Consider the following 13,316-nt stretch of genomic DNA (forward strand, 5'->3'; position numbering starts at 1 on the left):
TGGCAAAGTGCTTCGCGGGTCAAGGGGATGCCACACAAGTTAAGCTGCAGGCTGGTCCCCAACGTGCGGGCGCGCTAGGTATCGGGTAAAAAATAGTCCGCAACCTGAGATAACAGGGAGAATACCCATGGATATGACCTCAAAGACCGTGATGATCACCGGCGCAAGCCGCGGCATTGGTGCCGAAGCTGCGCGAGTTTTCGCCAATGCGGGCGCCAATGTGGTGCTGCTGGCCAGATCTCAAGACGATATTGCCGCGGTTGCAGGAGAGATCGGCGCGCGCGCAATCGCCATTCCATGCAACGTGGCCCGCTACAGCGAGATGTCATCGGCGGTTGCAACTGCTGTTCAGGTGTTTGGCGGGCTTGACGTGCTCATCAACAACGCCGGAGTGGTCGACCCCATCAGCCATCTGGGGGATGCCGATCCTGATGCTTGGGGCCAGTTGATTGATATCAACGTCAAAGGTGTTTTCAACGGTATCCATGCCGCGCTGCCTGCGCTCAAGGCGGGGGGCGGCGGTTCGGTCCTGACGATCAGTTCAGGCGCCGCGCATAACGCGATAGAAGCATGGAGCGCCTACTGCGCTTCCAAAGCGGCAGTCAATATGATGAACCGCTCACTGCATCTGGAAGAAGCGGCTAACGGCATCCGTGCAATTGGGCTGTCACCGGGCACGGTGGCAACCGAAATGCAACGCAAGATCAAGGCGTCGGGCATCAATGCTGTAAGTCAGCTGGATTGGGATGTGCATATCCCTGCAGACTGGCCTGCAAAGTGCCTGTTGTGGATGTGCAGTGCCGAAGCTGATGTCTATTGCGGCAAGGAAATCTCCCTGCGCGATGATGACATTCGCCGCGCGGTTGGCCTGATATGATCGAACTGGCGCAAGACGGCGGTATATGGACGGTCACTTTGAACCGTCCGGAAAAAGCCAATTCGTTGACCGAGGATATGCTGCGCGAGCTGTGCGAAATCATGGAGCGCGCAGGCGATGCGCGCGCCGTGATCCTCACCGGACGCGGGAAAATCTTCAGCGCGGGTGCCGATTTGGACGCCGCGCGCGCGGGCTTGGCTGTATCTGATCTGTGGGAGCGGCTGTCCGGCGCGATTGTGGCGTTGAACGGCCTGACGATCACAGCCCTCAACGGGACATTGGCGGGGGGGTCGACTGGTATGGCCTTGGCCTGTGATATCCGCATCGCGGTGCCAGATGCCAGGTTCTTCTATCCGGTGATGAAGCTCGGTTTTCTGCCGCAGCCCAGTGATCCCGCGCGGATGAGCGCGCTGATCGGTCCTGCGCGGACCAAGCTGATCCTGATGGGTGGGCAGAAGGTCACTGCGGATGAGGCGCTGGCATTTGGGTTGATCGACCGCATTGTCGAACAGGATGCACTAATGGAGACCGCGAACGCACTATGCGCCGATACGGTCGCCGCTCCCCAAAACATCGCTCACGGGATCAAGGCGATGTGCCGCTAGTTGCTCAGATCAGAGGAACGAAGGGCACATCACAAGCGGTCAAAAGCAAAAGGGACGTGAGGATCAAGGCGATACGCATGGGAATTTCCTGTATTTTTTTTGCCCTCTCTTAGCATGGCTTTTCTGCCTGTCCTATCTCTTGCGCATGCCGCCCGGTACTTTTGAGCGGAAAGACGGCGGCCTTTTGCTGACCCATGCCGTAAATTTTGCCAAACGGGGATGGGCGCGCAGCGCTTCGGGCGTGGCATAGTCCCGCGCTAGCTCTGCTTCGGTCAGCGTGGCGTGGATTTCGCGGTGGCAAATGTGATGCATCAACACCACCGGCCCGCCCTTGCCGCCTTTCAGTTTCGGGATAAGGTGACGCAGGCTTTGCGGCACATCGGGCGGAATTGGCCGCCTATAAAGCGGACAAATCGGGTCTTCAGCCTGTGTGTCCAGTGTTCGCGCCACTTGATCCTCCTGCGTGCCTGCGTCAAGAGGGTGGCACGGTCAATCGGATAGGCAAGGGCGCTGACATGAATTTCGACCTCTCGGAATACCCTCCCATTGTTCAGAAAATCGCTGGCTATGCGACGCAAGGCTATGATCTTGCTCTAGGCTGGTTGCTAAGTCCGGCTGCGTGGTCCCAGTTCGCCATTCTGGTCGGGGCCTATTTGCTGGCCGTTCTAATCTCGCGCCGCCTTCGGCCCGCGCTGAAAGGGCTGATCGACCCCGTTGATAAGCAGAACATGTTCACGGCACCCCGCCTGTTTGTGCTGCAATTCCTGCCGTTGATCCTGCCTCTGTTGGCCTATGCGCTTACCGGGATCGGTGAGCAGGTGGTCCGGTCGATCTTTGACAGTGGTGCGGTGATTGCCTTTGGCAAACGGGTTTTCCTGTTCCTTGCCGTGCGGGCATTCGTGCGCGACATCTTGAAAGACCCGTTCCTCAAGCTGTTGGGCCGCTTCATGCTGTTGCCGATTGCAGCGCTCTACACCTTTGGCTTGCTCGATATCGTTACGCTTCAATTGACCGAGACAGTGGTAGGCGTGGGCAACATCCGCTTCTCTCTCATCTCTATCGTTCGCGGGCTGATTGCCGGCTCGCTGCTATTCTGGCTCGGGCAGTGGTCTAACAGCCAGACGTCGGCGCTGATTGAGAAGCAGGAAATGCGCCCGTCGATCCGGCAACTGCTGATCAAGACGGTCGAGTTCATGATCTTCGGTATCGCCTTCCTTGTGCTGATGAACGTCATGGGAATTAATCTGGGTGCGCTGGCGGTTCTGGGTGGTGCTATTGGTGTCGGTCTTGGTTTTGGTCTGCAAAAGATCGCGTCGAACTTCATCTCTGGTGTTATCCTGCTGGTCGAAGGTCAGGCTACGGTGGGTGATTTCGTCGAACTGGACGGAGGCGAGTCGGGCAAGATCGTCAAGATGACCGCTCGTGCTGCAATTTTGGAGACGTTTGACGGCCGCTGGATCGTTGTCCCTAACGAAGATTTCATCACGACACGCGTAGTGAATTACTCTGATTCAGGCTCTGCCAACCGGTACGAGGCCCCGTTCTCGGTCAGTTATGACACTGACATCAATCTGGTGCCCGAGATTATCGAAGCGGCGGTATCAAAGCACCCCGAAGTACTGGACCTGCCCTACCCCCCCGACTGCGAACTGCGCGGATTCGGTGATAGTGGCATCGATTTTGCGGTCGAGTTTTGGGTCAACGGAATTGATGATGGCCCGAACAAATACACCTCGGATGTGCTGTTCCTGATTTGGAATGCGCTGAAGGACAACGGTATCGAGATCCCCTACCCGCATCGCATTGTAGAGATCAAAGGCGGCCTTCCCGCAGCGGTGTCCGAGTGAAACAGGCAGTTGTCATAGGCAGTGGTCCCGCAGGTCTGATGGCCGCAGAAGTGTTGGCTCAGTCGGGGATCGCGGTGACGGTGTGCGAGGCGAAGCCGTCTGTCGGGCGCAAGTTTCTGATGGCGGGAAAGTCCGGTCTTAACGTCACCAAGATCGAAGAAGAGACCGCTTTTCGCGCCGCCTTTGCTGACGATAAGACGTGGCTTTCACCGATGCTCGATTCTTTTGGACCACAGCAGGTGCAGAATTGGGCCGATGGGCTGGGCGAGGCGCTGTTCACAGGCTCGACGGGGCGTGTGTTTCCCAAAGCGATGAAAGCTTCACCATTGCTGCGCAAATGGCTTGTGCGGCTGGACGGGTTGGGCGTGCAGTTCAACACCCGTTGGCGTTGGACCGGATGGGACGTTTCGGGTAATCTGACCTTTCAGACAGAGAAAGGCCCGCAAAGCATAAGCGCAGATGCGACCGTTCTGGCGCTAGGCGGCGCCAGCTGGCGCAAGCTTGGCTCCGACGGGGAGTGGGCCGCGATTTTGGCGCCGCTGGGCGTGACGCTTGCGCCATTTGCACCTGCCAACGCTGGCGTGGCGGTGGCGTGGTCGGCCTATATGGACAAACATTTTGGTGCAGCACTTAAGGGTATCGCACTACGCGCGGGCGACTATGCGTCGCGTGGTGAGGCGGTTCTCTCGCTCAGAGGGCTTGAGGGCGGCGGAATTTATAGTGTTTCGCGAGGTGTCCGTGAGGGACATCCGCTGATCCTTGATCTAGCACCGGATCTGGACGCTGCTGCGGTTGCGGGCAAGCTGGGCAAGCGGCGGGGCAAAGCGACCCTGACTAACCATTTGCGCAAGACGCTCGGGCTAGAGCCTGCAAAGATCGCGCTGCTGCAGGAGATGGCCGGACCATTGCCCGATGATCCGGCCGCCCTTGCCGCGCTGGTCAAGGCGCTGCCAATTCGTCATGCAGGGCTGCGCCCGATAGACGAGGCGATTTCGACTGCGGGTGGCGTCACACAAAAGGCGTGTGATGCAGGTCTTATGTTGCACGCACGGGCTGGCACCTATGTTGCGGGTGAAATGCTGGATTGGGAAGCGCCGACAGGCGGCTATCTGATCTCTGCCTGCCTTGCGACAGGGGCATGGGCGGGCCACCATGCGGCGGCCCGATTGAAAGCTTAGGCTGTATCGCGGGCGCGCACTGCTTTGAAGGCATCGCGTTTGCGCAGGCTTGATGCCCACTCTGCCAGCGTGTCGTCAACAGGCGGGAAGCCCGCACCAATCGACCAATTGATGCAGTGCACTGCCAGCAAATCCGGCACCGTAATTTCGTCTCCCATCAGGAACGGCGCTTCAAGCCGTTCTGACAGTAGAACCGCCGCCCGTGTGAACTCTGCCTTTAGGCTGTCCTTGATTTGCGGCACGCGCAGCTCTTCAGGAAAGACAAAACTGTGCTTTGCAGCGGCCCAGAGAATTGCATCAAATTCATCAATCAACCAGAACAGCATAGCGTCCTGCCGCGCGCGGGCAGGGGTGCCGGCAGGGGCGGTCAGGGCGCCGTGTTTGTCTGCAAGGTACTGCATGATTGCCACTGAATCAGTAAGCACCTCATCACCATCCAGCAATGCGGGGATTTTGCCTGACGGATTGTATTTCCGTGCTTCCTCCGAGCGTGGGCCTACTGGAATCACGTCATAGCTTTGACCAAGTTCTTCAAGCATCCACATGACGCGAAACGCGCGCGATTTCTCGCTGCCGATCACTGTATACATAATTGTATCCTCCCAAGGGGTTTAGCTGGCACCGTACATTGCCAGCCTGATAAATGTCCGCTCCATTATTGCCATAGCCGGGGCCGTTTGCCCTGCCGAGCGTAGCTGCAGGTCCGTATCTGTCAGAATTCCAAGCGCGGTTTCCAGCTTTGCCATGCCCCATCCGCGCGATTGGCGCATAACGCGGTCGCGGTCGCGTACGCCCCAAATAGGTGCGCCCGGGTTGCAGGCTGTGCGGTGAAGGGTACGAAAATGGCGCATCGCCATAATGCTCAGGGTCACGGGGGCCACACCCTGACTTTGCAGCCGACGCATCAGCGGCCCGATCTCGGCCGATTTCAGCTCCGCTACGATATTGAGGATGTCATCCACAGCCGCTTCGACAGACGCGGGCGCACAAGCGCCGATGTCATTAAGGCTCACCGGCGTATTCGGCTCACTGAGTTTATAGAGTGAGAGTTTTTCGAGAGTTTGACGGAAATCACCGGGATCAAGGCTGCGCGCAAGGTTCTCAAGGGCGGCCATAGAGGTGCCATCAGCGCGTAGCTGCGCCTCACTCAGCAGCCGCTCGATTTCGGTGCGGTCGGGCGGATCATCATAGATGCCCCAAGCATAGGCATCGCGATGACCCTCAAACGCTTTGAGCAGTTTTGAGGTCTTTTTCAGATCGCCGGCTGTGACGATAATTTGCGCATCGCCCGCCTGCCAGTCAGCCATGGTATCAATGATAATTTGGGAAACAAGCTCGTTCGCGCCCTCGACAAAGGCCGCACGGGGGCCGGGAAAGAAACCAACGGCCTTGATCGCATCCATCAGCAGTGCGGGCTCGCGGCGCAACTCTCCGGCTGGAATGCGGCTTAGGCGCATTTCCTCTTCGGCAGCGGGACCCAAAAGAGCTTTGAGGTATTCTTGTCGCTTAAGGGCAACGCGCATGGCATCGCCGCCATAAATAAGCAGGCCAAGTTTATCCTTGGGTGGCTTGGCCACAATTCCTGCACCATCCCTGCGGCCCAGTTTCATGCAGGCAAGTCCACCGCATAAAGCCGCGCGGTGATCTGGTCGCCGAGGATGACCATCAACCGCTCTACGGCGTCGCGTTCAGCCGCAAGAGTCGCCACGGTTGTGCCGGTGGCGGAATAGGCCGTGAAGTTCTCAACAGTGCCGGAGCTTACGATGGTGCCCGTCAGGATGTCACGCAGCGCATAAACCACCTCCCCGATCAGGTTGAAGCGGGTCGTGTCGCCAGCCGAGTTAATCGCAAGGCCGTCTTCTTCGGTGGCAATGGCCAGATCAAGCGCATAGCGCGGTTCCGCGCCGCTGCGCCCCAAGCGGGCCTCAAGATGTCGGGTCAGGAGATACCCAGCTTGTGTAGATGGCTCTTGTACCAGAACCTGACCGCGCAGTTTCGTACCTGCACCGTCTGGCCCATAGACTGGCGTAAAGCCGCAGGCAGCTAGTGCCAACGGCAAAGCTAGTAAGGTTCTGCGATTATACAACGACATTCACAATCCGCCCGGGCACGACGATCACCTTCTTGGGTGTTCCACCGTCAAGGATACGGATCACAGCCTCATGGGCAAGGGCCAGCTTTTCGACCTCGTCCTTTGGCATGTCAGCAGGCACGTCGATCTCACCGCGGCGCTTGCCGTTGACCTGAATCGGCAGAGTGACTGTATCGTCCTTAAGCATAGCCTCATCAGCAAAGGGCCAAGGTGATTTAGCAATCAGACCTTCGCCGCCCTGTGTGGCCCAGATGTCTTCCGCCAAGTGTGGGGTCATGGGAGACATCAGCTTGGCCAAGGTCATTACCGCTTCGCGTTGGGCTGCCTTTGACGCTTTGGATTTTTGCAGTGTCGCGGTGAAGCCGTAAAGCTTGGCGATGGCGGCGTTGAAGCCAAAGGAATCAATGGCCATGGTCACGTCGTGGATGGCTTTGTGCATCTGGCGCAGCAGATCATCGTCACCCTCGCCTGCGGTTCCATCAGTCATCGCAGCGATCCGGTCAGAGATGTTCCACACGCGCGACAGATGTTTATAGGCGGCTTCCGCACCGGATGCCGTCCATTCCACGTCCCGTTCGGGGGGCGAATCGCTCAGAACGAACCAACGGGCAGTATCAGCACCGAAATCGGAGATGATGCTGAGCGGGTCTACCACGTTGTTCTTGGACTTGGACATTTTGGCAGACGGGATGATTTTGACCTCAGCGCCGCCGTCTTTGAGGAACGCCTTGTCGCCTTTGAGACCCACTTCCTCGGGGTAGTGGTAGACGGGGCGGCCGTCAGCGCCCTCGGAGGTGTAGATAGCATGGGTAACCATGCCTTGGGTGAACAGGGCATCGAAAGGCTCGATCGCCGATTCGGGCAAGTGTCCGGTGATATGCATCGCGCGGGCAAAGAAGCGGGCATAAAGCAGGTGCAGGATCGCGTGCTCAACCCCGCCGATATACTGGTCTACGTTCATCCAGTATTCCGCGTCCTCCATGACCGTTGGCGTATCGGCGTGCGGTGCAGTGAAGCGGGCATAGTACCATGACGAATCGACAAACGTGTCCATCGTGTCGGTTTCACGCAGCGCGGACTTGCCACAGGAGGGGCACGGCGTTGTGCGCCATTCGGTGTGACGATCAAGCGGATTACCCGGAATGTCGAAAGTGACGTCTTCGGGCAATTTGACCGGCAGGTTCTCTTTCTTCTCGGGAACAACACCGCAATCGTCGCAATGGACAACAGGGATCGGGCAGCCCCAATAGCGTTGACGCGACAGGCCCCAGTCGCGCAGGCGGAACTTGGTCACGCCCTGGCCAACGCCTTGGGATTCGCAAAAACTGATGGCAGCATCAATGGCCTCAAGGCCGGTTTGCCACGTCTCTCCGGCAAAGCCGCGGTTGTAGAACACCTTTTCGGTCTTCTGCGGCACGTAGGCTTCTTCAAGATCTTCCGCGCTGTCTTCGGCTGGCAGGAAAGTAGAGACGATGGGAAGATCATATTTGGTGGCGAACTCAAAATCACGCACGTCGTGGGCAGGGCAGCCGAAAATCGCACCAGTGCCGTACTCCATTAGGATGAAGTTGGCGATATAGACGGGCAGTTCCTGCGATGTGTCGAATGGGTGCCGCACGCGGATGCCAGTATCCATGCCCAGCTTCTCGCCGGTTTCAATTGCTTCTTCTGTGGTGCCGCCTTTGCGACATTCAGCGGTAAAGGCAGCGATTTCAGGACTGTCGCGCTCCAACAGCTTGGCAATCGGGTGATCAGGGGAGATGCCTACAAAGCTTGCACCAAGAAGGGTGTCGGGGCGGGTTGTATAGACTTCGATCCGGTCATGACCGTCAGGCGCGTTAATAGTAGAGAACGCAAACTGCAGGCCGCACGACTTGCCGATCCAGTTTTCCTGCATCAGGCGCACCTTCGCAGGCCAATTTTCTAGACGATCCAGCGCGCTGAGCAATTCGTCCGAATAATCAGAGATCTTGAAGAACCACTGTGTCAGCTCACGCCGCTCAACCAACGCACCAGAGCGCCAGCCGCGCCCCTGTTCGACCTGCTCGTTCGCAAGCACGGTCATATCCACCGGATCCCAGTTGACCACGGCATTCTTGCGATAGATCAGTCCGGCTTCGATCATGTCGATGAACATGGCCTGCTGGTGCTGGTAATAATCTGGGTGACATGTCGCGATCTCACGCGACCAATCCAGCGAAAAGCCCAACGGCTTCATCTGATTTTTCATGTCCTCGATGTTTTGGTAGGTCCATTCGCCCGGGTGGATACCTTTTTGCATGGCAGCGTTTTCAGCCGCCAGCCCGAACGAATCCCACCCCATCGGGTGCAAGACGTTAAATCCCTTCGCCAGCTTATACCGCGCGATCACATCACCCAGCGTGTAGTTGCGCACATGGCCCATGTGGATGCGCCCTGACGGATAGGGGAACATCTCCAATACATAGTACTTCGGCTTGTCGGCAGAGCGGACCGCTTTGAAGATTTCGGACGTCTCCCAAGCAGCTTGCCAGCGGGCTTCGATCTCGGAGGGAGTATAACGGGTTTGGGATGTCATTGGGGGCGGGCCTTTTTACGCAAGAACGCCGGACGTGTGGTGATCACAAGGCCCGGCGCTGGAAGATAGAACAAAGAGTGTGGGCTGTCAGAGTTTGTTGTCTGTAATCCGCATCTCGCGGGCGCGGGATAGGATCGCGTCTTCGACAGCGCGGCTGGTTGCAGCGCTCACCGGACCGCCACGCGTTTGCAGCGCAAGGTTGAGTGAGCGGGCATCAAGGGCGGGATCATCGATCAGCACGGTCGCACGGTAAGCACGCCCGCCGCCGGGCGGAGTGCCATATCCAGTGACGATCACACCAGTGAACGGATCAATCGATTGTACAGGAAGAAAGTTGAGCACTTCGAGCGAAGCGCTCCAAAGGTACTTGTTCACCAGAACAACACTTTCGGAGCTCTTCTTGTTGAAGAGGGACCAGATTGTATTGTCTGGATTCGTTTCCACGTTGCTCGGAACGTTAGGATTATCGTAGTAGGCAGGCTTTTCAGTCGCAGGAGAGCCGAAGCCGCAGGCCGTTACGGCCCCGCACAAAATCGCAAACGCTACAATGTTCCGAGCTTTCATGCGCCCCATATCCACTACCCTTTATACCGTTTTGCTATGCAATACCCAAGCGGGCGCATCTGGGCAAGGTCTATGTACTATAGTGAGCACAGGCTTCCGGCTGCCATATGTAAGGAATTGAGCACTGGGCCACATTTGCGACTGTGGCAAAGCTGCACCATCGCAAACCACTTTGCGTCAGGGCTGTTCGGTTTGCTTGCCAAAAGGTCAGGTGCGGCGCAAAAGAAGCTCATACCTAGATCGGAATTCCCCGGTCGGGTCCTTATGAATTCAAACCGAGGGAAAACTCATGAAAAAAGTTCTCTTCGCTACAACAGCTCTGGTTGCGACAGCCGGCGTTGCAGCAGCAGACGTCACATTCTCTGGCTACGGCCGTTTTGGTGTTCAGTACACTGACGACGTTTCTTCCGGCGAAAGCTCGACAAACGTTACGTCTCGTCTGCGTATGCAGATCGACGCAACAGCTGAGTCCGACGCTGGTGTGACTTTTGGTGGACGTGTTCGCTTCCAAGCTGACGAAGGCACAAACGCCGCAGGCGATCCAACAGGTTCCGCATTCGACGCAAACGGCGTACGTTTCTTCGCACGTTCCGGTGGTCTGGAAGTCGGCGTTGGCAACATCTTCGGCGCTCTGGAATTCATGCCTGGCATGTACCCAATCGACCTTGGTCTGACAGGTCTGGGCTACGATTACACAGCATTTAACTTCCGTGGTGATGCATACGACTCCAACGGCTCAGGCGCCTACGGCAGCAACGGCGTTGAACTGATTTACTCCTTCGGCGACTTCTCCGTTCACGTATCTGCTTCCGACGTAAACGACCGTATCGCAGCACACGCCGCGTACACATGGAACGGCTGGACATTTGCTCTGGCTGCTCAAGACTCCGACAACGACTATGACACAGAGTACGCAGCAACTGTTGCCGGTTCCTTCGGCATCGCAGATGTTTCCTTGGCATATGCCAAAAACGGCGACGACGATGCAACTGGCCTGGGCGGTGATCACATCGTTCTCGCAGCACGTTTCGACGTAGGCGCAGCCACAAATGTTGAAGTATACGTTGCAGACGCGGATTACTTCGCAGAAACATCCTACGGTATCGACTTCAACCACGACATGGGTGGCGGTACGTCCCTCCGTGGTGGTGTTGCTTCCTTGGGTAACGACGACACACGCGTAGACATGGGTGTTCGCTTCAACTTCTAAGTTGAACGAAATTGCCTAAGTGATTTGGGGCAGACTTCGGTCTGCCCCTTTTCTTTTGTGCAATGCTGTTATCTTTAGTCTCCAAACAGGAGACCTTTATGACACTGGACACCATCACCGATAAAATTGCCAAAGCCGAAGCCGCCGCAGGTCGTCCTGCGGGGTCTGTATCGCTCATTGCTGTCAGTAAGGTTCAGCCGGACGAACGGGTCGAGGCGGTCTTGCAAGAAGGGCACCGCGTTTTTGGGGAAAACAAGGTGCAGGAAGCGGCAGGCAAATGGCCCGCATTCCGCGAGCGCTTTGACGGGATAGAACTTCACCTGATCGGCCCGCTACAAACCAACAAGGCACGGCAAGCGATGGAGTTGGCAGATTTCATTCACACGCTGGATCGCCCCAAATTGGCAAATACACTCGCGCGCCTCGCGCAGGAGATGGGCCGCTGCCCAGAGCTGTTCATTCAGGTCAATACTGGTGCAGAAGACCAAAAGGCCGGTGTTCTCCCCTCCGAAGCAGACGGGTTTATCGCAGAGTGTCGCACGCTTGATCTGCCAGTACGCGGCCTGATGTGCATTCCGCCTGTTAATGAAGAGGCGTCGTTGCACTTTGCGCTGCTGGCGAAAATCGCTGCGCGCAACGGTTTGGCTGGCCTGTCTATGGGCATGAGCAGCGATTTCGAAAAGGCGATAACCTTTGGCGCGACGCATGTCCGTGTCGGCTCTGCCATCTTCGGAGAGCGTGTCGTAGGGGGCTGATTCTAAGGAACGATCAGCCGGGTGCGGTAGCGGATTTGTCGCGCGATTGCGTGCAGGTTGCTGCGTGAAAACGCTATGCACCCTTCGGTCGGGCATCCGGGTCGTCGCCATTGGTGAATGAATATGGCCGATCCGCGCCCGCGGACGGCGTAGGGCCAGTTCCAATCCGTGAGAATCACCAGATCATAAAGTGGATCAGCGCGACGCAACCGCTCATGGCTATGTGGATAGGGCGCGCGGACCATCATGTTATAGTCCGCATCAGACGCGTCATCCGACCAAAGATCCAGCGGTCCGATAGGTTTTGCCCAAGCAACCGGTTGCGCGATTCTGTCAGGCCGATATAGCATGCCGACAATGCGGTGAACTCCGCGCGGCGTGGCGCCGTCGCCCTCACGTTTGCGGCCAGAGATTCCGCCTTTGCCGATGGTGCAGGGCCAAAGTTGACCGCGAAAACGCACCCCTTGTGGGGTCAGGACCATGTCATCGGGTGTTGTCACAGCAGGTGTCCGGACTTTGCGGCTTTGGTTGCTAGATAGGCCGCGTTATGCCGGTTCTCGCCCACTGTGAGCGGCACACGTTCCGTCACGGTGACGCCGCATTGGTTCATCATATCGACCTTGCGCGGATTGTTGGTCAGCAGCCGGACCGATGAAAAGCCCAGCTCTTTGAGGATATCTGCACCGAGTCTGAAGTCCCGTTCATCATCTTCGAACCCTAGCCGATGATTCGCCTGGACAGTGTCAAACCCTTGATCCTGAAGAGAATATGCACGCATCTTGTTTGCAAGGCCGATGCCGCGCCCTTCCTGATTGAGGTAAAGCAACACGCCATGTCCCTCGGCGCCCATTTGCGCCAAAGCAGCGCGCAGTTGTGGCCCGCAATCGCATTTCAGGCTGCCCATGAGGTCGCCGGTAAAGCAGGCTGAATGGAGCCTGCATAGAACGGGCGCGCTGCGATCCGGTCGCCCGATCTCGATCGCGTAATGCTCTTCGCCGCCGTCTTCGGGACGGAAAACATGCAGACGGCCAGCCTCGGAAACCTCCATAGGCAGCCGCGCGTGCACGACGGAATGAAGCGGGCTGCGCGTGTTAAGATGGGCCGCTGCGGCAGCCCCGTCCACCCGCGTTAATGCATGAGTTGTGGCAAAGCCTCCGGTATCCTGAAGTGGAACAATAACTGCTGCTGGCAGCAGACGTGCCGACTTCACAAGGTTCAACGCGGTGCTGTAATCGCTCGCGTCCCCCTCGCGCATCGCGGCCAACGGCCCCTTCATCGGCGCGCGCAAATCGTCGGCGGGGTCTGCCACGCTCTGAACCCATGCAAGCGTTGCGTCGCGCGGTAAGATGATCCGCGCCAGATCGCCGTCATAGGCGCGCGCCTTAAGCGTCTGTGCACGTCGCGCGGTGATCGCCAGAACGGGTTGCCCTTCCAAGGCCATAACGTCTGCTAGGCGTTGCGCGGTCAGCGTTTCGGTTGCCAGCACCAGAACGTCGCCCAACACAACAGGCACGCCCATGCGTAAATCAGCCCGCGCGCGGGCTAGCATCTCGGTCACATCAGGAGTGAATGTCATGGCGATTGTTACAACTCATCGGATCAGTTGAAAGATATCTAGGCCATGGCCGCGG

Annotated in this window: 14 protein-coding genes; 6 read left to right on the plus strand and 8 right to left on the minus strand. The window is 57.7% G+C overall.

All coding sequences use genetic code 11. The features are described from left to right. Positions 1 to 127: 127 nt before the first annotated feature. Together V7730_RS02175 and V7730_RS02180 are read left to right on the plus strand one after the other, a co-directional pair. Positions 128 to 877, plus strand: coding sequence for an SDR family oxidoreductase (locus V7730_RS02175; protein ID WP_335745941.1), 750 nt, complete (start codon positions 128 to 130; stop codon positions 875 to 877). Beyond that, positions 874 to 1,482 (plus strand): enoyl-CoA hydratase/isomerase family protein, encoded by a 609-nt coding sequence (locus V7730_RS02180; RefSeq protein WP_335745942.1) that lies wholly within the window; start codon positions 874 to 876, stop codon positions 1,480 to 1,482. The genes V7730_RS02175 and V7730_RS02180 overlap by 4 nt, the downstream gene beginning before the upstream one ends. A gap of 132 nt (positions 1,483 to 1,614) precedes the next feature. Here V7730_RS02180 and V7730_RS02185 read toward each other — a convergent pair whose 3' ends face one another. Continuing rightward, positions 1,615 to 1,932 (minus strand): HNH endonuclease, encoded by a 318-nt coding sequence (locus tag V7730_RS02185; RefSeq protein ID WP_335745943.1) that lies wholly within the window; start codon positions 1,930 to 1,932, stop codon positions 1,615 to 1,617. Between the two features lie 65 nt (positions 1,933 to 1,997). Between V7730_RS02185 and V7730_RS02190 the strand changes: the two genes are divergently transcribed. Both V7730_RS02190 and V7730_RS02195 read left to right on the plus strand, forming a co-directional pair. Next, positions 1,998 to 3,329: a mechanosensitive ion channel family protein gene (locus V7730_RS02190; RefSeq protein WP_335745944.1), complete on the plus strand. Its 1,332-nt coding sequence runs from the start codon at positions 1,998 to 2,000 to the stop codon at positions 3,327 to 3,329. Further along, positions 3,326 to 4,507, plus strand: a complete 1,182-nt coding sequence (locus V7730_RS02195; protein ID WP_335745945.1) for a TIGR03862 family flavoprotein — start codon at positions 3,326 to 3,328, stop codon at positions 4,505 to 4,507. The genes V7730_RS02190 and V7730_RS02195 overlap by 4 nt, the downstream gene beginning before the upstream one ends. Here V7730_RS02195 and V7730_RS02200 read toward each other — a convergent pair. The 5 genes from V7730_RS02200 to V7730_RS02220 all read right to left on the minus strand — a co-directional run bounded on the left by V7730_RS02200 (position 4,504) and on the right by V7730_RS02220 (position 9,729). After that, positions 4,504 to 5,097: a glutathione S-transferase family protein gene (locus tag V7730_RS02200; RefSeq protein ID WP_335745946.1), complete on the minus strand. Its 594-nt coding sequence runs from the start codon at positions 5,095 to 5,097 to the stop codon at positions 4,504 to 4,506. The genes V7730_RS02195 and V7730_RS02200 overlap by 4 nt on opposite strands. 21 nt (positions 5,098 to 5,118) lie before the next feature. Beyond that, positions 5,119 to 6,117, minus strand: a complete 999-nt coding sequence (locus V7730_RS02205) for a DNA polymerase III subunit delta (RefSeq protein WP_335745947.1) — start codon at positions 6,115 to 6,117, stop codon at positions 5,119 to 5,121. Beyond that, positions 6,114 to 6,599 carry an LPS assembly lipoprotein LptE gene (lptE, locus tag V7730_RS02210; protein WP_335745948.1) on the minus strand — a complete coding sequence of 162 codons (486 nt, stop codon included), beginning with the start codon at positions 6,597 to 6,599 and terminating at the stop codon, positions 6,114 to 6,116. Before lptE ends, V7730_RS02205 begins: the two co-directional genes overlap by 4 nt. Beyond that, a complete protein-coding gene (leuS, locus tag V7730_RS02215; RefSeq protein ID WP_335745949.1) occupies positions 6,586 to 9,156 on the minus strand; it encodes a leucine--tRNA ligase in 2,571 nt (856 codons plus the stop codon). The genes lptE and leuS overlap by 14 nt, the downstream gene beginning before the upstream one ends. Positions 9,157 to 9,243: 87 nt before the next feature. Next, a complete protein-coding gene (locus V7730_RS02220) occupies positions 9,244 to 9,729 on the minus strand; it encodes a DUF3576 domain-containing protein (RefSeq protein ID WP_443070175.1) in 486 nt (161 codons plus the stop codon). 280 nt (positions 9,730 to 10,009) lie between these two features. Between V7730_RS02220 and V7730_RS02225 the strand changes: the two genes are divergently transcribed. After that, a complete protein-coding gene (locus tag V7730_RS02225; RefSeq protein WP_335745951.1) occupies positions 10,010 to 10,930 on the plus strand; it encodes a porin in 921 nt (306 codons plus the stop codon). A gap of 98 nt (positions 10,931 to 11,028) precedes the next feature. Further along, the gene (locus tag V7730_RS02230) at positions 11,029 to 11,685 is read left to right on the plus strand and encodes a YggS family pyridoxal phosphate-dependent enzyme (protein WP_335745952.1); all 657 of its coding nucleotides are present in this window, start codon (positions 11,029 to 11,031) and stop codon (positions 11,683 to 11,685) included. A 2-nt stretch (positions 11,686 to 11,687) separates the two neighbouring features. Here the strand turns inward: V7730_RS02230 and V7730_RS02235 are convergent, their stop codons facing one another. Both V7730_RS02235 and ribA read right to left on the minus strand, forming a co-directional pair. After that, positions 11,688 to 12,167 carry a L,D-transpeptidase family protein gene (locus tag V7730_RS02235; RefSeq protein WP_335745990.1) on the minus strand — a complete coding sequence of 160 codons (480 nt, stop codon included), beginning with the start codon at positions 12,165 to 12,167 and terminating at the stop codon, positions 11,688 to 11,690. A gap of 14 nt (positions 12,168 to 12,181) precedes the next feature. After that, positions 12,182 to 13,261: a GTP cyclohydrolase II gene (gene ribA, locus V7730_RS02240; protein ID WP_335745953.1), complete on the minus strand. Its 1,080-nt coding sequence runs from the start codon at positions 13,259 to 13,261 to the stop codon at positions 12,182 to 12,184. Between the last annotated feature and the right edge of the window lie 55 nt (positions 13,262 to 13,316).

The sequence above is a fragment of the Sulfitobacter sp. genome (assembly GCF_036961165.1).
In the GTDB taxonomy this organism is placed as follows: domain Bacteria; phylum Pseudomonadota; class Alphaproteobacteria; order Rhodobacterales; family Rhodobacteraceae; genus Sulfitobacter.